The organism is Rhodanobacter sp. L36, from assembly GCF_009765755.1.
GTDB lineage: Bacteria > Pseudomonadota > Gammaproteobacteria > Xanthomonadales > Rhodanobacteraceae > Rhodanobacter.
This window is the reverse complement of sequence record NZ_LMUV01000002.1, coordinates 1,046,605-1,066,484: the sequence shown is the minus strand read 5'-3', so window position 1 is coordinate 1,066,484 and position 19,880 is coordinate 1,046,605. Positions and strand designations below refer to the sequence as shown.

Here is a 19,880-nt window from a genome sequence, read left to right as displayed (position 1 = left end):
ATACGATATCGGCGGTGCTGTAATTGCCGTCCTTGGACCAGTAAGCCAGCGCTGATTTATCGCAGCCCTCGGGCTTGAACAGCGTCATCTTTCCGTGAGCCAGATCGATTTCCAGATCGGCGATATCGAGCAGGTTGGCGCCAATCAATGCATATCTCGTGTCACTGCCGCCCACGACGAATTCGATGTTCTTGAGCGTCGTGCCGAGAATGCCGAATTCCTTGACCTGCGTGTACCGCGCCGAAGCGTCGCCGCCGACGCCACTGATGCGAAAACCGAAAGGGAGGTCTCTGGTCTTCAGCCCCAGCGTCTGTGCATCGGCGCGTGACATCAAGCTGTAGAAGGCGCCGGTATCAAGCATGAAGCGCTTATCGGTACCGTTGATCTTGATCAACGTGGTGGGTTGCTCGCCAAGCATTTCCACTTGCAAAGTGCCATACAGTTTCAGATGGCATTCTGCAGCCCATATTGGGCTCGCAGCGAACAAAAAACCTGCCGCCGCGACACAAAATCGCAATACCTTCATCACTCTTCCCCATATGACTTTCTGGATTCAACGCCCAACGCCGCGTTTCTGATGACGGCCAGTGTTCATGCTCAAAAAGAATCTATGCCGGAGACTTTTTTTCCGGCCGCTTCCATCCCATCAGCGTCTGCTGACGGCCACGCGCCACGGTGAGTTCGCCAGCGGGCGCGTCTTTCGTGATCACCGAGCCGGCGCCGATGGTCGCCATCGCTCCAACAGTGACCGGTGCGACCAACGCGCTGTTGGAGCCGATGAACGCCCCGTCCTCGATGCGCGTGAGGCTTTTGTTCACGCCGTCGTAGTTGCAGGTGATGGTGCCGGCACCGATGTTCACGCCGCGACCGATCTCGGTGTCGCCGAGGTAGCTCAGGTGATTGGCCTTGCTGTTTTCGCCGATGCGGGTTTTCTTGGTCTCGACGAAATTGCCGACGTGTACGCCACTGTCCAGTTCGGTGCCCGGGCGCAGGCGCGCGAACGGACCGATGGTGCAAGGGCCATGCGTGATCACGCCTTCGAGATCGCAGTGCGATTGCACCACGCTACCGGCGGCGAGCTGCACATTCTTGAGGCGGCTAAACGCGCCGATGCGCACGTCGTCGCCCAGCGTCACATCGCCATCGAGGATCACGTCGATATCGATTTCAACATCGCGACCCGCCGTTACCGTGCCGCGCACATCGATACGCGAAGGATCAGACAGGCGCACGCCATCGGCGAGCAATGCATGCGCGGCACGACGGCGATACGCCGCTTCCAGTTCGGTGAGTTGCAGCGGATTGTTGGCACCGGCAGCTTCCACCGGATCGACGCATTCGACACTGAGCGCTGCGCGTCCTTCGACAGCCGCCATGCGGAAAATGTCGGTGAGGTAATACTCGCCCTGTGAGTTGTTGCGATCCAGCCGTGCAATCCAGCTGCGCAACGCCTGCGCATCCGACGCGAGGATGCCGGTGTTGACCAGGCCGACCGCGCGCTGATCATTCGTGGCGTCTTTCTCCTCGACCACTTCGTGCACGTAACCACTACCGTCGCACAGCACGCGGCCGTAACCATGCGGATCCGCGAGGCGCGTGGTGAGCAGTCGCAATACCGCATCTGCGTCTACAAGTTCGCGCAATGTCTCGATGCGCGTCAGCGGCACGTCGCCATAGAGCACCAGCACCTCCACGCCGTCGGGGATATTTGCCAGCGCCTGCTCCACGGCGTGGCCGGTGCCCAGCCGTTCGGCCTGCAACACCCATTGCAGATCGGTCTGCTCGGCAAACGCGGCTTGCACCTGCTCGCCGCAGTGTCCGTAGACGATGTGGATGGCTGACGGTTTCAGCGCGCGCGCGGCGGCGATCACGTGTCCCAGGAGAGGCCGGCCGGCCAGCGGCATCAACACCTTGGCCCGGTTCGATTTCATGCGCGTGCCGGCACCAGCCGCGAGGACAACAACGTGCAGCGGAAGGTTTTCCATCGATCTCTGCCTGGACGGTATCAATCGAAAAAGCATAGCAGCGGATTCGGTGCGCCTGCCGGCTAGGTATGACCTCCGGCCGATGCATTGCTGGACACCTGCCCCTTTCCCGCATGACATGCGAAACGAAAGACATAGCCGAGGCTGAAAGGTTTGGTCTCGCTGTCCACGACATGGCTGTTGCCCTCGGCGTCGGCAGCCCAGTGATCGATCTTGAGCGGCGCGAATGTCCACTGGATGACTGCGGCACGCACTGCAGCGATGAACGATCGACGATTCGCAGCGGCCCGCGATTCGTCGGCGACGCGCACTTCGCCGACCTTGCCGTCACCGCCCACGATCACCAGCGCTTCCACTTCCACGGGAGGCGGACACGCGGCTAATTGATCTGCCGGATAGATCGGTGGTGCAGCCGGCAACACGTTCGCGCCGGTGGCCACATCGCCCATGGCCAAGGTGTAGTGCGCGGTATCTGCGTCTTGCTTCACGCGCCAGGAAGCGTCGCCTGTAGCGGGCGGTGTGGCTGGCTTATGCACTTGGACGGCACATCCGGCGAGCAGGGCCAGCAGGACGATGGGGACGCACCGGAATGTCGTGGGCGTGAGCGCCATGCGGTTCATCCTTGAGTAGTTGTTCGGCACCGATAGTGCCGACGCAAAAACGCCGGCACAAGGCCGGCGTTCGATAACGCTGCTGCTTGCGAAAACCTCAGTGCTTGAGATTCTTGCGAATACGCTCCAGTGCCTGCAGCTGCGCCATCGCTTCGGCGAGCTTGGCTTGCGCTTCGGAGATTTCCATCGCGTCGGTGCGGTTGGCGAGAGCGTCCTCGGCTTCCTTCTTGGCACGTTGCGCGGAGGCTTCATCCAGATCGGAGGCGCGCGCGGCGGTATCGGCCAGCACGGTCACGACTTGCGGCTGCACTTCGAGAATGCCGCCGGATACGTAAAACTGCTGGCGCTCGCCATCGGCCAGCACCACGTCGACGTGACCGGGCTTGAGGCGGGTGATCAGCGGCGCGTGGCGCGGCGTGATGCCCAGCTCGCCCAGCTCGCCGGTGGCAATGACCATGGTCGCGTCGCCGGAGAAAATCTCGGCTTCGGCACTGACGATGTCGACGCGAATGGTTTGGGTCATTTAAGTGTCTCGCTTTGCTCGACGGGAATGGGGAATGGGGAACGGTTAGATCAAGTACGCGCTCGCTGGCTCGTTCTGTTCCCGTTCCCTGTTCCCGCTTTCAAGATTAGGCTGCCTTTTTGGCGCCCATGTCTTCGGCTTTCTTGATCGCTTCGTCGATGCCGCCGACCATGTAGAACGCCTGCTCCGGCAGATGGTCCACGTCGCCGTCGACGATCATCTTGAAGCCGCGAATGGTTTCCTTCAGCGCCACGTACTTGCCCGGCGAACCGGTAAACACTTCGGCCACGTGGAACGGCTGCGAGAAGAAGCGCTCGATCTTGCGTGCGCGCGACACGGCCTGCTTGTCTTCTTCGGACAGCTCGTCCATGCCGAGAATCGCGATGATGTCCTTCAGTTCCTTGTAGCGCTGCAGCGTGCCCTGCACCCGACGGGCGACGTCGTAGTGCTCGACGCCGATCACGTTCGGATCAAGCTGACGGCTGGTGGAATCGAGCGGATCGACCGCCGGATAAATGCCCAGCGACGCGATGTTACGGCTCAGCACTACGGTCGCATCCAGATGCGCGAAGGTTGTGGCGGGCGACGGATCGGTCAAGTCATCCGCGGGCACGTAGACGGCCTGGATCGAGGTGATCGAACCGGTCTTGGTCGAGGTGATGCGCTCCTGCAGCACGCCCATTTCCTCGGCCAGCGTCGGCTGGTAACCCACGGCCGACGGCATGCGGCCGAGCAGCGCGGACACTTCGGTACCGGCGAGCGTGTAGCGATAGATGTTGTCGACGAAGAACAGCACGTCGCGACCCTTGCCGCTCGCGTCCTTCTCGTCGCGGAAGTACTCGGCCATGGTCAGGCCGGTCAGCGCGACGCGCAGGCGGTTGCCCGGCGGCTCGTTCATCTGGCCGTACACCATCGCGACCTTGTCGAGCACGTTGGAGTCTTTCATCTCGTGGTAGAAGTCGTTGCCCTCGCGGGTACGCTCGCCCACGCCGGCGAACACGGACAGACCTTCGTGCGCCTTCGCGATGTTGTTGATGAGTTCCATCATGTTGACGGTCTTGCCGACGCCGGCGCCGCCGAACAAGCCGACCTTGCCGCCCTTGGCGAACGGGCACATCAGGTCGATCACCTTGATGCCGGTTTCCAGCAGATCGTTCGCGGCTGCCTGGTCGTCGTAGCTCGGCGCCTCGCGATGGATTACCCACTGCGCTTCTTCGCCGATCGGGCCGGCTTCGTCGATGGGGTTGCCGAGCACGTCCATGATGCGGCCGAGCGTCTGCTTGCCGACCGGCACCTTGATGCCTTCGCCGGTGTTGCGCGCCATCAGATTGCGGCGCAGGCCGTCGGTGGAACCGAGCGCGATCGTGCGCACGACGCCGTCGCCCAGCACCTGCTGCACTTCCAGCGTGATCTCGGTACCGTCGATCTTCAGTGCGTCGTATACCTGCGGCACCTGATCGCGCGGAAACTCGACGTCGATAACCGCGCCGATGATCTGAACAACTTTACCCTGGCTCATGGAATGCTCCGGATGGATCTTTTAGTGTCTGTGTCGGCGCCGCTTCGCGTCGCCATGAATAGGTTGGGTGTTGCTTAAACTGCCGCCGCGCCGCCGACGATTTCAGAAATTTCCTGCGTGATCGCTGCCTGGCGCGCCTTGTTGTAGACGAGCGTCAGTTCGCCGATCACCTTGTTGGCGTTGTCCGACGCGCTCTTCATGGCGACCATGCGCGCGGCGTGCTCGCTGGCGAGATTCTCCAGCGCCGCCTGATACACCACCGACTCCACGTAGCGCGCGAGCACGTGCTCAAGCACGGCCTGCGCGTCGGGCTCGTAGATGTAATCCCAGTCGTGGCTCGCCTCGAGTTTGACGCCGGCGTATGCCGACTGACCCGATGCCTGATGCGCTTCCATTTCCGCTGCCACCAGCGGCAACGGCAGCAGCGCGTCAATGGTCGGCTTCTGCGTCATGGTGTTGACGAAGTCGTTATAGGCGAGGAACACGCGATCCAGCCCATTGGCCGTATAGGCGTCCATCATCACCTTGATCACGCCGACGAGTTGTTCCAGCTTCGGCTTCTCGCCGAGATGGCTGACGCTGCCGATCAGGTTGATGCCCTTGAGCCGACGGAAGAACGAAATCGCCTTCTGTCCGATCGCCACCACGTCCACCTGCACGCCGTGCGCCTGCTGCTCGGCGATCACCGGCAACAAACGACGGAACAGGTTGGAGTTGAGGCCGCCGCACAGGCCGCGATCGGTCGACACCACGATGTAACCGACCCGCGCCACCTTGTCGCTCTCGATCAGAAACGGATGGCTGAAATCGGTGCTGGCCTGGGCGACGTGCGCGATCACTTTGCGCATGGCGCGCGCGTACGGGCGCGAGGCCTTCATCAAGTCCTGCGCACGACGGATCTTTGCAGCAGAGACCATTTCGAGCGCGCGCGTGACCTTGCGCATGTTCTGCGTGCTCTTGATCTTGGTTTTGATTTCGCGTCCGCTGGCCATGCTTTATTCGCTCGCTTTGCTCGCTCGTGGGAATCGGGAGTGGTGATTCGGGAATCGCCTGAAGCCGCGAAGCCCTGCTTTCCGAATCCCTATTCCCGATTCTCGATTTCCGGCTTCTCTTACCAGCTACCCGTTTTCTTGTACTCGTCGAGCGACGACTTGAAGGTCGCCTCGATGTCGTTGTTCCAGTCACCGGTGGCGACGATCTTGCTCATCAGCTCGGCCTGGTTCTGGTGCATGAACGCGTGCAGGCCTTTCTCGAACGGCAGCACCTTGTTCACCGGCAGGTCGTCGAGGTAGCCCTTCTCGGCGGCGTACACCGACAGCGCGAGTTCGGCGATCGACAGCGGCGAGTACTGCGCCTGCTTCATCAGTTCGACCACGCGCTGACCACGATCAAGCTGCGCACGCGTCGCCGGATCGAGATCCGAGGCGAATTGCGCGAATGCGGCCAGCTCACGGTACTGCGCCAGCGCCAGCTTCACACCGCCGGACAGCTTCTTGACGATCTTGGTCTGCGCGGCACCGCCGACGCGGGACACCGAGATACCGGCGTTCACGGCGGGACGAATGCCGGCGTTGAACAAGTCGGTCTCGAGGAAGATCTGGCCGTCGGTGATCGAGATCACGTTGGTCGGCACGAACGCGGAAACGTCGCCGCCCTGCGTTTCGATGATCGGCAACGCGGTCAACGAACCGGTCTTGCCTTTCACTTCGCCGTTGGTGAACTTCTCGACGTACTCCTCGGACACGCGCGATGCGCGCTCGAGCAGACGCGAGTGGAGATAGAACACGTCGCCCGGATACGCTTCGCGACCCGGCGGCCGCTTCAGCAGCAGAGAAATCTGGCGATACGCCACGGCCTGCTTGGAAAGATCGTCGTACACGATCAGCGCGTCTTCGCCGCGATCGCGGAAATACTCGCCCATCGCGCAACCCGAATACGGCGCAACGTACTGCAGCGCGGCCGACTCGGATGCCGAGGCGACCACGACGATGGTATTGGCCAGCGCGCCGTTCGCTTCGAGCTTGCGCACGACGTTGGCCACCGACGAACGCTTCTGGCCGATCGCGACGTAGATGCACTTAATGCCGGAATCTTTCTGCGCGATGATCGCGTCAATCGCGAGCGCGGTCTTGCCGGTCTGGCGATCGCCGATGATCAGCTCGCGCTGGCCGCGGCCGACCGGGATCATAGCGTCGACCGATTTGTAACCCGTCTGCAACGGCTGATCGACCGACTTGCGCCAGATCACGCCGGGAGCAACTTTTTCGATCGCTGCGTTGAGCTTGGCGCCGAGCGGACCCTTGCCGTCGATCGGCTGGCCGAGCGCATCGACCACGCGGCCGAGCAGTTCAGGGCCGACCGGCACTTCGAGAATGCGGCCGGTGGTCTTGGCGGTGTCGCCTTCGCGCAGGTGCTGGTATTCACCGAGCACCACGGCGCCGACCGAGTCGCGCTCGAGGTTCAGCGCCAGCGCAAACGAGTTGCCCGGCAGCTCGATCATTTCGCCCTGCATCACATCGGCCAGGCCGTGGATGCGCACGATGCCGTCGGACACGCTGATGATCGTGCCTTCGTTGCGCGCTTCCGCACCAAGCTTGAACTGCTCGATGCGGTTCTTGATCAGTTCGCTGATCTCGGACGGATTCAAAGTCGTGCTGGACATGTTTGTCATCCTGAAAATTTAGAATCGAAGCTCTTTCTCAGAGTCCGACCACGGAACGGATGGTCGGTTTTGCTCTTCGCGAAACGACTTCGCGTATCACCTAATTCGTCCGGTCATTGACGACCGGTTTGCTCGTCGCGAAGAGACTTCGCGTAAAACTACTGACTCAGGGCGCTCGCCAGCTGTGCGAGCCGTCCGCGCGCCGAGCCATCGATCACTTGTTCACCGGTATCGATGACCACGCCGGCAAGCAGCGAGGCATCGACCTTGGTTTCCAGTTCGATCTCGCGCTTGAAGCGGCGCTTCAGCGATGCCTTCAACTGTTCCGCCTGCGCCGCGTCCAGTGCCATCGCGCTGGTCACCTTGACCAGCAGCTGCGACTCGGATTCGCGCTTGAACGCTTCGTACAGATCGGCGACTTCCGGCAGCAATGCCAACCGACGCTGCTCCGCCATTTCGCCGAGGAACTGCGCGAACGGCGAATCGACTGCCATGTTTTCCGGCAAATGCAGCGCAACGAGCTGCGCGGACAACATGCGCGGATCGCCACCGAGTTCGGCCACGCGCGAGTCTTTGGCAACGGCGGCAGCAAACGCCAACGCCTGCGACCACGCATCCAGCGCACCGGTTGCATGCGCCACTTCGAAAGCGGCGCGTGCATACGGACGGGCGAGAGTGATTGCCTGTGCCATCGATCAGATCTCGGCCGCGAGCTGGTCGAGCAACGCCTTATGCGTCGAGGCATCGACTTCGCGCTGCACGATCTTGCTGGCACCCTGCACCGCCAGTGCACCGACCTGCTCGCGCAACTGGTCACGCGCACGCTGCGCCATCGACGCGATGTCGTCCTGCGCTGAAGCCTTCAGCCGGTCGATCTCGACGATCGCTTCGGCGCGAGCCTTGTCGATGATCTGATTGGCCTGCTGCTGTGCCTTGTCGATGATTTCGCCAGCCCGCTGACGTGCCACCTTGATTTCGGCCTCCACCTTGGTGTCGGCTTCCTTCAATTCGGCATGCGCGCGCTCGGCCGCATTCAGCCCTTCGGCAATCTTGATCTGCCGCTCTTCAATGGCCTTGTTGATATGCGGCCAGATGAAGTGGACAGAGAACCAGATCAAGATGGCGAACGAAATCATTTCGCCAATCAAGGTCGCGTTGAAATCCATCGCTGCGTTACCTGTAGATACGGGATGAAACGGTCACGGACTTGCGCCCGTGCCGGAAATGTTCGGCGCGCATCAAGAATGCGCGCCGAGACACGGTTCTTACTGGCCCTTGCCCGCAGCCGACAGAACCGCACCAAGCAGCGGGTTCGCCACGGCGAAGTACATCGCCAGCGCAACACCGATCAGGAAGGCTGCGTCGATCAGACCAGCAAGCAGGAACATGCGACCCTGCAGCAGCGGCACCAGCTCCGGCTGACGGGCGGCGGCTTCGAGGAACTTCGAGCCCATGATGCCGATACCGATACACGCACCGAGCGCACCGAGGCCGATGATCAGGCCAAGCGCGATGGCGGTGAAGCCCTGGATTTGAGCGAACTGAACGAGATGTTCCACGGTGATCTCCTGAGAAATTGAAACTGAAAATTTGAAGCGGTTGAATGAGAGTGCGTAACTAAATCAGTGGTGGTCGTGCGCCATCGAGATGTACACGATGGTCAGCACCATGAAAATGAAAGCCTGGATGCCGATGATCAGAATGTGGAAGAGGCCCCACACCGTGTAGCCGATGATGCCCATGCCATAAAGCGCCCAGCTGCCAGCGCTGAACAAGCCGGCGATCAGCATGAACACTAATTCGCCGGCATACATGTTGCCGAACAGTCGCATCGCCAGGCTCACGGGCTTGGACAGCAACTCGACGATGTTGAGCGCGAAGTTGGGAAGCCAAAGCAAGGGATGCGCACCGAACGGCGCGGTGAACAGCTCGTGCATGTATCCGCCGGCACCCTTGGCCTTGAAGCTGTAGAAGATGATCAGTACGAACACCGTCAGCGACATCGCGAAAGTCATGTTGATGTCGGCAGTGGGCACGGCGCGGAAATGACCGAGGCCGAATTTTTCGGTGATCCACGGCAGCAGATCGACCGGCAGCAGATCCATCGCGTTCATCAGGAAAACCCAGAGGAATACGGTCAGCGCCAGCGGCCCGAGAATGCGGCGGTCGCCGTGGAACACGTCCTTGACCTGTCCGTCGACGAACTCCAGCACGATCTCGACGAACGCCTGACCCTTACCCGGCACGCCGGCCGTGGCTTTGCGCGCCTTCAACCAGAACAGCAGGCTGAAAACCACGCCCAGCAGCAACGACACGAAAACCGAGTCGATGTGCACCGCCCAGAAGCCGCTCTGATTTGCGTGTGGCATCAGATGCGTCAAATGGTGCTGGATATATTCGGTTAGTCCGCCCTGCGGCTCGCCTGCCATGCTTCAACCCTTGAATCTGTACGCCAACAAATAAACCGCGAAGGCAGCCACCAGCCCCGAAATGGCGGCCAGCGGCGGCAGTTTGTATTCGACCAGGATCACCAAAAGCCCTCCGACGATCACGGCCCATCGAAGGACCATTCCCGTCATCAGTCGGCTCAGTACCACTCCCGCCCCACTCAATCCGCTGAACAAGCGCATCGACAGCAACGCGGTTCCCAAAGCCACCACGGCTGCTCCCGCTGCCGCCGACACCGCTTCGCGGCGCCCCAGCGCCAGAAAACCGAGGCCGGCCAATGCCGCCACAGCAAGCTGCAGCAGTGTTATGCGCAAGGCGAGACGTCGACCAGAGGCAAGACTATTGAGCACGTAACGTCTCCGCGCGGTTTACACCAGGCGGCACCGACAGAGCCACGGGCCACGATCCAATCCGCAAAAGTATATCAGCGCGCCGAATACACCGACAACCCGGAAGCCCTGCGACATCTCGTCCCGCTTCGCAGAATTTGCATTGGATCGGTTGCCGCGACGCGTCATCGCGGGCTTTAGCGATACACACGCAAACAGGGCCGGACACGAATGCCCGGCCCTGCGATCACGATGAAGCCGTGATTTCTACGAACTGAAGTCCTACTTCGCAGCCTTCTTGGCGGCGGCAACGACCGGAACGACGACGGCGTCGTTGGCGGCCTGACGCTGTTCCTGCACGAGCGCATTCAGCGACTCGGCGGTCTTCTGGGTGATGGCCAGGACTTCCTGCGACACGGCAACAGCGCGCTCGGCGTTGTCACGGCTCAAGCTGCTGCCCTTTTCCCACAGGCTGCGCAGACCGTTGGCGTCACGCGTTTCCATCGCCTCGGCGACGAATTCGGCGGAAACCTGGGCCTGCTGCTCGAGCGCCTTGAGCTGCAGCTCGGCGACCGTCTCCAGACCCTTCAGAGCCAGCGACTGTGCCTTGAAGGCGCTATCGGTGAGCTGCTTGGTGAAAGCGAAAAGCTGATTGTTGAGTTGCTGCGTCATGGTCGTAGTCCTCGCTGAGGATGGGGTAGTGAAACGAACTCTACCAACACTTTTGGTGCAATGCAATATATTTTGTATTCGGGATGCAGACCAGTTCACAAATATTCATTCAAAACGTCAACTTGTCACGTACCGGAAATTATGGCGACGCGCAATATTGGTAGAGCGTAGGCACCGCCATCGCTTGCGCGAGCAAGACACTTCGAGCGGTAGCGAAAGAAAACTGACCGGATTCTTGGCCCTAAAAAGCCGCCCGTTCGCATCGCGACGTTGTATGAGCCGATGACCTGCAAGCGGAATCGCCGCCGGGGCATTCGCGATGTCGCTATCGGATAACGCGCCGCAGCACGCCCAATCAATCCAAAGGGGCGATTGCGGTTCTAAAGTCAGATAAAACAATAATTTATCTATGGTTGGTCGCCGGAGACACGCGTTCTGCATTGCGAATTGACAGCGGTGTCAATGGCCCGCAAGCTGATGCTCGTTCAATGCGGGGGAGCGCGATGAACGCGGCAATCGACCATCTGGATCAACGGATCAATGTCCTGACAGCGCCATTTCTGGCGGCGGACGTCGGCGGCACGCACGCGCGTGTCGCTCTCATGCGCGCCTCGAATGACGAGGCTCGCGCCGAGTTACTCGCCTATCGCAAGTTTGTGTGTGCCGAATTTCCCGGACTGACGGAACTGCTGCAGGCGTTCGTCGCCGATGAGGCCCAAATTCCAGTACGCCACTGCGTGCTCGCCTGTGCTGGACAGGTGATGGGCGACGAGGTCGTACATGACAACCTCGCCTGGCCGATTCAGCTGTCGCGATTGCGCGAAGCGCTTGCATTGGATGACGTCGCGATCCTCAACGATTTCGAGGCGATGGGATACGCCCTCGACAACCAGTCAGCCGAAAACAGGCGTCATCTTTGCGGCCCACACATCCATGCCGACGGCCCGATTCTTATCGTTGGGCCGGGAACCGGACTTGGCGCGGCAGTGCGTATGCCTGATCACGCGGGTGGCCACGTGCTGACGACGGAAGTCGGCCAGATGGACTTTGCACCGCATTCGATTCGCGAGCGCGAAATCCTTGCGCATCTGGCGCCGCATGGCGGCTACGTGCCGTTCGAACGCATCGTGTCTGGTCCCGGCCTGCTGACCATGTACGAAACCTTGTGCGCGCTGCACGGAAAAACACCGATGTTCTCGAAGCCTGAGGCCATCACCGCTGCGGCGGCTGAGTGCAGCGACGCACAAGCGGTGGAGGCAGTGGAGATTTTTTGCGCTTCCCTGGGAGGTTTTGTCGGCAACCTCGCCATGGCTTTCATGACGGCCGGCGGCGTGTATCTGGCAGGCGGATTTCTGTCGTCCATGTTCGCCTTGCTCGAGCGCAGTGATTTCGAAAAGCGTTTTCTGCACGAGCGCAGCGTGCGCGCGTTCCTGTCGCAAGTTCCGGTGTGGGTGACGGAGCACGGTCGCCAGGGCGTGCTGGGCGCAGCGCGGTGGTATCTCGGCCGCGGCTTGTCCCGGGAAGCAACACAAGCACATGCCATGACGGGAAGTTGACCCATGAATTGCATCACGACATCGACGCCGACGAGTTTCCGGCGTCCGGCAGGACAAGCACTCATTTGAAGGACCGCGGAACAGTCGGGATTCGACAGACATCAACCAAGAGGTAAAGCCCATGTCCACCGCACATCGCAAGCATCCATTGTCATTTGCCATATCCGTGTCGCTGTTTGCTGCCGTGGCGACGTCGGCCATGGCATCCGGCGTGCAGGCAGACAATCCGGGCGCGCAGACCAGTGCATCGCAAAGCACATCCGCGACGACAACGCCTGGTGCGAACAAGGCCAAGCCAAAAACCGGCACGGGTGCGACCAAGAATGCAACGACATTGTCGACCGTCAGTGTCGTCGGTGTACGTGCGTCGCAGATGCGCGCGATCGAACTGAAACGCTCGGCGCCGAACATCCAGGACAGCATCACCGCCGAAGGCATCGGCCAGTTGCCGGACGTGACCATCACCGACGCGCTGCAACGTGTCACCGGCGTGCAGATCAATCGCGACGCGGGCGTGGGAACCTCGGTCGATGTGCGCGGCCTGCCCGAGGTCGGCACGATGCTCAATGGCGAAGCGTTCATTACGGCGGACCAGATCGATTCGCAGCAACCGGACTTCAGCATGCTGCCGTCCACGCTGTTTCATGGCGTGGATGTCATCAAGTCGCCCACCGCCAGCCTGACCGACGGCGGCATCAGCGGTTCGCTCGACCTGCACACCAATCGGCCGTGGGATCTCCCCAGCGGATTCACCTATAGCTACTCCACCAACGCGGAGCGCGGCTCGACCACCAAGCACACGGGTCCCGAAGGCAGCGGTCTCGTCTCGTACAACGACGATGGTCACTGGGGTTTGCTGGTTTCCGCGGATTTCTCCAACACCACGCGGATGAACGCCAACGAGGGACTGGATCAATACGGGGTCGTGCTCAACGGCGAGAACGCCGCCAGCGCCGGCGGCTACAACGGTTTCCTGACGCCGTGGAACGGTGCGCCGATTCCGTCGGCCATCAAGCAGAACGCTGATGGAAGTGTCGACGTCAATGGCGACGGCAAATCCAACGGCGTCTTCATGGGCAGCCAGAACTTCGGTATCTACGACACGACAACGCAGCGGCGACGCAAGTCCGGCAGCGCTTCGTTCCAAGCGGATCTTGGCAGCGGCCTTACGCTGACCAGCGATTATTTCTACGCGCATCAGGCGCAGTTCGATCGCAACGTCGGCATCCAGTTCAACTCCACCAACTGGCAGGGCGCGACCTACGTGCCGCTGCAATCGCGCAACACCGGCAGCCCGATTGCCGGCGCGTACGGCACGCCCGATCCGGACTGGAACGGCATGCAGCTGTTCACCACGCAGGTGTACGAAAAGTGGCCCGGCGATGTGGAGTCTTTCTCGCAGACAATACGCAAGGAATCCACCGCGAAAAATTTCAATCTTCAACTCGATTTCGACAATGGCGGCCCCTTCACCGGCGGCATCCGCGGCATCCACGACACGGCCGCGCAGACGAATGCCGAATCCGATATCAACATTTCCGATTCCGATGGTGCGCTGTGGCCCAACGTGCTGAAGGACGGCGTGCCTGACGACGCCGTGCCGCCGGGCACCTTCGTGTTCCCGTCGCAGCTCGGCGGCAACCGCGTATTCAACGCCAACGGCGTGCCACAAAACACGGTGCCGATCATCGCCAACCTCGGCGGTCGCTACCTCACGGTCAGCATGCCGTCGTCGCTCGCCGCCGACTTCGCCAACCCCAACGGCTGGACGATGAAAACGCTGGAATCCTCCGGCGACTACAACCGAAAAGTCGCATTGAATGCCGTGCGCTTCGATGGAAAGTACGACTTTGCGGAAGGTTTTCAGCTCAAGTTCGGCGTGCGCAACAGCATCCGCAGCGCCAGCAATCTCGGGTGGACGCTGGTCACCCCGGTCTACGCCGGCATGGGCGCCAGCGATCCGAATGGATGCCTCGTGCGCTACGTCGGCGCCGACGTGGTGTTGAACAGCGGCACGTGCACGGCAGGCAACGACCAGGGCTATTTCCGCGCCGGACCGATTTCCGCCCTGCAGATTCCCAACACGCCGGCGCCGTTGTCGAGCAACTGGAAGGAATACAAAAATCTGCTCGGCTCGGGCATCGACTTCTGGGCAGTGAACCCCGCCGCGATGGATAACCCCGAAGCCTTCTGGAAGTCGCTTTATCCCGACACCATCCGGCAGGAAGAACCGGGTACCACGTGGGGCGTGGGCCTGAAAGAGTTGACCGGATATCTGCAAGGTGACTTCAACGGCAACATCGGCGAGATGCCATACAGCGGCAACGTCGGCGTACGAATCATTCGCAGCAACCTGGACGTCACGCAGCATCTCACCGGTGACCCAGGTGCTTACGGCACCGAACCGGCGGACGTCGGTACCAATGTCACCAAGCGCAGCTATCAGGACGTTCTGCCGTCAGCCAACTTCGCGCTGGACCTGACTGACAGCCTGAAGTTTCGCCTGGCGTATTCGAAGAACATGATGCCGATCGACCTGAGTACGTGGGGCGGCGGACTTACCCTGGACTACTCGCTGACGGAAACACCCAATGGCCCGGTATTCCGCGTGGCGGACGGCTCGTCGACAGGCAACCCCAACCTCAATCCGTGGCGCTCCACCAACTTCGGTACGTCGCTCGAGTACTACATCAACTCCACCAGCATGCTCAGCCTCGCACTGTTCAGGATCAACATGCAGAGCTTCATCAAGAGCGGCAGCGTGATCAACTGCACGCTGCCCGATGAAGACGGCGTGGTTCGTGATCATTGCATCGTCATTACCGAACCCGTGCAGGGTACGGGCAACAGCATCAGCGGCGCGGAGTTCGATTACCGCCAGGGCTTCACTTTCATGCCGGGCATCCTTTCCAAGACGGGCATGGAAATCAACGGCACGTATGCGCCCAGCAATTCGGGCGAAAAGGATCTGTCCGGAAACAAGATTCCGTTCCAGGACAACTCGACCAAGTCCGGCAATTTCATCCTGTGGTATCAGGACGATCGCTTCCAGGCGCGCGTCGCGTACAACTATCGATCGCGGCGCGCGGTGTCGGAAGACGTGGGCGGCATCACCGGCATGGAAATGTACGAGGCGCCGCAGAAGTACGTCGATGCGTCGGTGTCGTACAAGATCAACAAGTACGCCGAAGTGTTCGTGGACGGCACCAACCTCACCAACGAATACCAGCATTATTACCTCGTCTTCCCCGACCAGCCGGCGCATTCGACCTTCTCCGAGCGCATGTTCATGGTCGGCATACGCGGGCAATGGTGATCGTCGGGAACACGATGCGTGCGAGACGCGCATCGTGTTCCGCACGTCACGAATGCTTAGTTGTTTCGTGCGACGCGCGATCCGTGCGCAGGATTCGCGCATCGCGATAATCGTTGCATCCAGACACTCCTGATTGCACTCCACCACGCAAGGCCCACATGCAAGATTCCAGCGCGACCCAGCCCACCCGCGGCAACGGCTTTCATCGCTCCATCGGCTTGTTTTCGGGAACGGCGATCAACATGACCCAGATGTGCGGCATCGGGCCGTTCATCACCATACCGATCATGGTCGCCACGATGGGCGGGCCGCAGGCGGTGATCGGCTGGATCGTCGGCGCCATTCTCGCGATCGCCGACGGCATGGTCTGGGCAGAACTCGGCGCGGCGATGCCGGGCTCCGGCGGAACCTACGTCTATCTGCGCGAAGCGTTTCAATACCGCACCGGAAAACTGATGCCGTTTCTTTTCATCTGGACGGTGTTGCTCACGATTCCGCTGCTGATGTCGACCGGCATCATCGGCATGGTCGAGTACCTGGGGTTTTTCTTCCCGCACATGGGCTACTGGACCGTGCATCTCATCAGTGTTGCAGCCACCGCCCTCGTGACCTTGCTGCTGTATCGGCGCATCGAATCAATCCGCATCATCACCATCGCGCTGTGGGTGATCATGTTGCTGTCCGTGATCGGCGTGTCGGCGGCGGGCTTTTCGGACTTCCATTCGAGCTACGCGTTTACCTACCCGGCGAATGTGTTCGGCGGTCACTTCTTCATCGGCCTGGGTGCGGGCCTGATCATCGGCATTTACGATTACCTTGGCTATTTCACCACCGCGTACATGGGCGATGAACTGCGCGATCCGGGCCGGACGATGCCCAGCTCCATCATCATCTCGGTGATCGCGATGATGTTCATCTACCTCATCCTCAACATCAGCGTGCTCGGCGTGGCGCCGTGGCAGGATATCGCCAAATCGCAATCAGTGGCGTCGCTGGTGGTCGAGCACAGCTGGGGCCACATGGCCGCCGCGGTCATGACCATCCTCATCATCGTGACCGCGTTTGCTTCGGTGTTCACCGGCCTGCTCGGCGGTTCGCGCGTGCCGTTTCAGGCGGCGCATGAAAAAGTATTTTTGTCGGTGTTCGGCAAGCTGCACGCGAAGCATGGCTTTCCGCACGTGGCATTGCTCACGATGGGAATCGTCACAGCCATCGGCACGTTCTTCGATCTCGCCGAGGTTATCAACATGCTGCTGGCCGCGACCATCATCGTGCAGTCCATCGCACAGATCGCCGCGCTGATCGTGCTGCGCAAACGTCAGCCCACGCTGCCACGTCCCTACAAGCAATGGCTGTATCCGATACCTTGCGTGATCGCGTTGCTGGGCTGGATCTACGTCTACGTGTCGGCCTCGTTGTTGTCGCTGATTCTGGCCGGCGCGTGGATCGTCGCCGGCCTGGTGGTGTTCGCCATCTGGGCCCGGTTCAATCGATCCTGGCCGTTCGCGCCGGTGGAAATCCGCGAAGCCTACCTCGGGAAATCATGACGCCATGCAAACGCCAATCCGGTACGCGCTCTGCTTGATGATCGCCTCGATGGCATCAGTCGCGCATGCGCAAGCGACGTACGCTCCCACGCAAGTGAACGCCGACGCAGGCGTCGTCACCACCATCGACCACTGGTTGATGCAGGACAGCGCGAAGGCGCAACAGAGTGGCGCCGATATTTCCGCGAGCCGCTTTTCCACCGATGGCTGGTATCCGGTAAGCGGACGCGCGACGGTGATGGCCGGGCTGCTGGAAAACGGCGTGTTCAAGAACGACGTGTTCTACGCCGACAACCTGCGTGCCGTGCAGGTGCCTGACGCCAGCGGCAATCTCTTCGTGACGCCGTGGTGGTATCGCGCCGTATTCACGCTGGCGAAGCGTGCAGCACAGACACATACGCTGCTGCGTGCCAACGGTCTGATCGCGAGCGCCGATGTGTGGGTCAACGGACACCAGATTGCCGACCACGCCGAAGTCGCCGGCGCTTATCCAGTCCACGAGTTCGATGTCACGCGCTGGATACATGCGGGCGCCAACATCCTCGCCATGCAAGTGCATCCGGGTGATCCGAGAAAGAGCCTGTCAATCGGCTGGGTGGACTGGAACCCCACGCCGCCGGACAACAACATGGGCCCGTGGCGTGGCGTCGACATCGTGCAGACAGGTCCCGTCACGCTCAGTTTTCCGCAGGTGCAATCGACGCTGTCGCTGCCCGATCTCGCGCGCGCCACGCTGACCGTGAAAGTCACCGCGAGCAACCTCGACACGGTGGCGCACGACGCGACGATCGCCGGCACCGCCGCCGGTGTTCCCTTGCAGCAGACCGTTCACCTCGCACCCGGACAAACCCAAGTCGTTTCGTTTTCATCCGCGACCACGCCGGGTCTGACGATGAACCACCCGAAGATCTGGTGGCCGGTGGGCATGGGCGATCATCCGCTGTACCAGCTCGAGATGACCGCTGCCGTCGATGGCGTGACATCCGACCGCGCCGCCACAACGTTCGGCGTGCGCAGTGTCAGTTCGAGTCTGACCAGGCAGGGCTATCGCCAATTTTTCGTCAACGGGAAACCCGTGCTGATTCGCGGTGGCGGCTGGGCGCCGGACATGTTCCTGCGCGACGACCCCGCGCGCATGGACGCCGAGTTCAGCTATGTCCTCAACCTCGGCCTCAACACCATCCGCAGCGAAGGCAAGCTGGAGAACCAGCGCTTCTACGATCTGGCCGATCGCAACGGCATCATGATTCTTGCGGGATGGGAGTGCTGCGACAAATGGGAGTCCGCCGCCAGGACCGGCGGCTCGACGTGGAACGCTGCCGATATGAAAGTCGCGCAGGAATCGATGGCCAGCGAAGCGCGGTTGTTGCGTAACCATCCTTCGGTGATTGGCTTCTACATCGGCAGCGACAATGCACCGCCGCCGCCGATCGCGAAAATGTATGTCGATACGCTGCGCGCCGAGGACTGGTCGCTGCCGATCATCTCGGCGGCGGCTGACCAGCCGACGGCCCAGACCGGCCCTTCCGGCATGAAGATGGCCGGCCCGTACGACTGGATTCCGCCAGCCTATTGGTATGCCGACAAGCTGGGCGGTGCCTTCGGCTTTGATTCCGAAGTCAGTGCCGGTGCCGACATTCCGCGCATGGAAGATCTGCAACGCATGCTGTCGCCACAGGAGCAGGAAGCACTGTGGAAATATCCGCAGGCGCGGCAATACCACGCCTCTGCCGACTGGTCGACCTTCGCCGTGCTCACGCCATTCGACAACGCGCTGGCCAAACGCTACGGCACACCCAGGAATCTTGCCGACTACGTGGCCAAGGCGCAGCTCGACAACTACGACAACACGCGCGCGCAGTTCGAGGCATTCAACGCGCACATGGATGCGGCCAATCCCTCGACCGGCGTGATCTACTGGATGCTCAACAACGCGTGGCCTTCGCTGCACTGGCATCTCTACGACTACTTCATGAATCCGGCTGGCGCCTACTTCGGTGCCAAGAAGGCCAACGAGCCGGTGCACATCCAGTATTCGTACGACACGCGCGCGATCGTGCTGGTCAATCACACGCTCACCGATCAGCGCGGTTTGCAGGCGAGCATCCGCGTTCGCGACCTGGGTGGCAGCGTGCGCTACGAGCAACGTGTGCAAGACATCGAGCTCGCCGGCAATCGCACACATCAGTTGCTGGTGCTGCCGGCGCTGGCCGGCTTGTCACGGACCTACTTTGTCGAACTCGTATTGACTTCGACCAGCGGCGATCCCATCAGCCGCAACGTCTACTGGCTTTCGACTCAATCGGACGAACTCGACTGGGCGCATTCGAACTGGTACCTCACGCCGATCACGCAATACGCAGACCTGACCGCGTTGCAGTCGCTGCCGCACGCGACGAATACAGCGCACGCGACGCTGCGGCGCGATGGCGACAAGGACATGGTGTCCGTCACGCTGACCGTGCCCGCGTCGTCGAAGGCGGTGGCGCTGCTCCAGCATGTGGTCATCCGGCGGTCCGCACGCGGCGAGCTCGTGTTGCCGATCCTGTGGAGCGACAATGACGTCACGCTGTGGCCCGGCGAGTCGATCACTCTCACTGCGCGCTATGCGGCGAAGGAAATCGCAACACCGGTCATCGAGATAAGCGGATGGAACGTTCCAAGCCAGAGCGTACCGGTGGGCGCTTTGCAGGGAACGAATCATTGAATCTG

General features: G+C 61.2%; 17 protein-coding genes. 4 read left to right on the top strand and 13 right to left on the bottom strand.

Features of this window, described 5'->3' with window-relative positions; all coding sequences use genetic code 11:
* From GSQ73_RS17890 to GSQ73_RS04500, 13 genes are all read right to left on the bottom strand, one after another.
* Positions 1 to 418 (bottom strand): retropepsin-like aspartic protease (locus GSQ73_RS17890; RefSeq protein WP_254063286.1); only part of this gene is annotated, 418 nt, incomplete at its 3' end.
* Between the two features lie 190 nt (positions 419 to 608).
* Entirely contained in the window at positions 609 to 1,985 is a 1,377-nt protein-coding gene (gene glmU, locus GSQ73_RS04555; RefSeq protein ID WP_158881387.1) for a bifunctional UDP-N-acetylglucosamine diphosphorylase/glucosamine-1-phosphate N-acetyltransferase GlmU, read from the bottom strand.
* A gap of 62 nt (positions 1,986 to 2,047) precedes the next feature.
* Positions 2,048 to 2,473 carry a hypothetical protein gene (locus tag GSQ73_RS04550; RefSeq protein ID WP_254063264.1) on the bottom strand — a complete coding sequence of 142 codons (426 nt, stop codon included), beginning with the start codon at positions 2,471 to 2,473 and terminating at the stop codon, positions 2,048 to 2,050.
* A 220-nt stretch (positions 2,474 to 2,693) separates the two neighbouring features.
* On the bottom strand, positions 2,694 to 3,119 hold the full coding sequence (locus GSQ73_RS04545) for a F0F1 ATP synthase subunit epsilon (protein WP_158881383.1): 426 nt from the start codon (positions 3,117 to 3,119) through the stop codon (positions 2,694 to 2,696).
* A gap of 106 nt (positions 3,120 to 3,225) precedes the next feature.
* Positions 3,226 to 4,638, bottom strand: a complete 1,413-nt coding sequence (gene atpD, locus GSQ73_RS04540) for a F0F1 ATP synthase subunit beta (RefSeq protein ID WP_158881381.1) — start codon at positions 4,636 to 4,638, stop codon at positions 3,226 to 3,228.
* A 74-nt stretch (positions 4,639 to 4,712) separates the two neighbouring features.
* Positions 4,713 to 5,630 (bottom strand): F0F1 ATP synthase subunit gamma, encoded by a 918-nt coding sequence (gene atpG / locus GSQ73_RS04535; protein WP_158881379.1) that lies wholly within the window; start codon positions 5,628 to 5,630, stop codon positions 4,713 to 4,715.
* Between the two features lie 119 nt (positions 5,631 to 5,749).
* Positions 5,750 to 7,300, bottom strand: coding sequence for a F0F1 ATP synthase subunit alpha (gene atpA / locus GSQ73_RS04530; protein WP_158881377.1), 1,551 nt, complete (start codon positions 7,298 to 7,300; stop codon positions 5,750 to 5,752).
* A gap of 158 nt (positions 7,301 to 7,458) precedes the next feature.
* A complete protein-coding gene (locus GSQ73_RS04525) occupies positions 7,459 to 7,992 on the bottom strand; it encodes a F0F1 ATP synthase subunit delta (protein WP_158881375.1) in 534 nt (177 codons plus the stop codon).
* Between the two features lie 3 nt (positions 7,993 to 7,995).
* Entirely contained in the window at positions 7,996 to 8,466 is a 471-nt protein-coding gene (locus tag GSQ73_RS04520; protein WP_158881373.1) for a F0F1 ATP synthase subunit B, read from the bottom strand.
* 99 nt (positions 8,467 to 8,565) lie between these two features.
* Entirely contained in the window at positions 8,566 to 8,859 is a 294-nt protein-coding gene (gene atpE, locus GSQ73_RS04515; protein WP_158881371.1) for a F0F1 ATP synthase subunit C, read from the bottom strand.
* A 63-nt stretch (positions 8,860 to 8,922) separates the two neighbouring features.
* The gene (atpB, locus tag GSQ73_RS04510) at positions 8,923 to 9,729 is read right to left on the bottom strand and encodes a F0F1 ATP synthase subunit A (RefSeq protein ID WP_158881369.1); all 807 of its coding nucleotides are present in this window, start codon (positions 9,727 to 9,729) and stop codon (positions 8,923 to 8,925) included.
* 3 nt (positions 9,730 to 9,732) lie between these two features.
* Positions 9,733 to 10,098, bottom strand: coding sequence for an ATP synthase subunit I (locus GSQ73_RS04505; protein WP_158881367.1), 366 nt, complete (start codon positions 10,096 to 10,098; stop codon positions 9,733 to 9,735).
* Between the two features lie 261 nt (positions 10,099 to 10,359).
* Positions 10,360 to 10,749, bottom strand: a complete 390-nt coding sequence (locus GSQ73_RS04500) for a phasin family protein (RefSeq protein WP_158881365.1) — start codon at positions 10,747 to 10,749, stop codon at positions 10,360 to 10,362.
* 503 nt (positions 10,750 to 11,252) lie between these two features.
* Here GSQ73_RS04500 and GSQ73_RS04495 point away from each other — a divergent pair.
* From GSQ73_RS04495 to GSQ73_RS04480, 4 genes are all read left to right on the top strand, one after another.
* Positions 11,253 to 12,305, top strand: coding sequence for a glucokinase (locus GSQ73_RS04495; RefSeq protein ID WP_158881363.1), 1,053 nt, complete (start codon positions 11,253 to 11,255; stop codon positions 12,303 to 12,305).
* Positions 12,306 to 12,426: 121 nt separating this feature from the next.
* Positions 12,427 to 15,621, top strand: a complete 3,195-nt coding sequence (locus GSQ73_RS04490) for a TonB-dependent receptor (protein ID WP_158881361.1) — start codon at positions 12,427 to 12,429, stop codon at positions 15,619 to 15,621.
* Positions 15,622 to 15,779: 158 nt separating this feature from the next.
* Positions 15,780 to 17,168: an APC family permease gene (locus GSQ73_RS04485; protein ID WP_158881359.1), complete on the top strand. Its 1,389-nt coding sequence runs from the start codon at positions 15,780 to 15,782 to the stop codon at positions 17,166 to 17,168.
* Between the two features lie 49 nt (positions 17,169 to 17,217).
* Positions 17,218 to 19,875 carry a sugar-binding domain-containing protein gene (locus tag GSQ73_RS04480; RefSeq protein WP_158881357.1) on the top strand — a complete coding sequence of 886 codons (2,658 nt, stop codon included), beginning with the start codon at positions 17,218 to 17,220 and terminating at the stop codon, positions 19,873 to 19,875.
* The last annotated feature ends 5 nt before the right edge of the window (positions 19,876 to 19,880 follow it).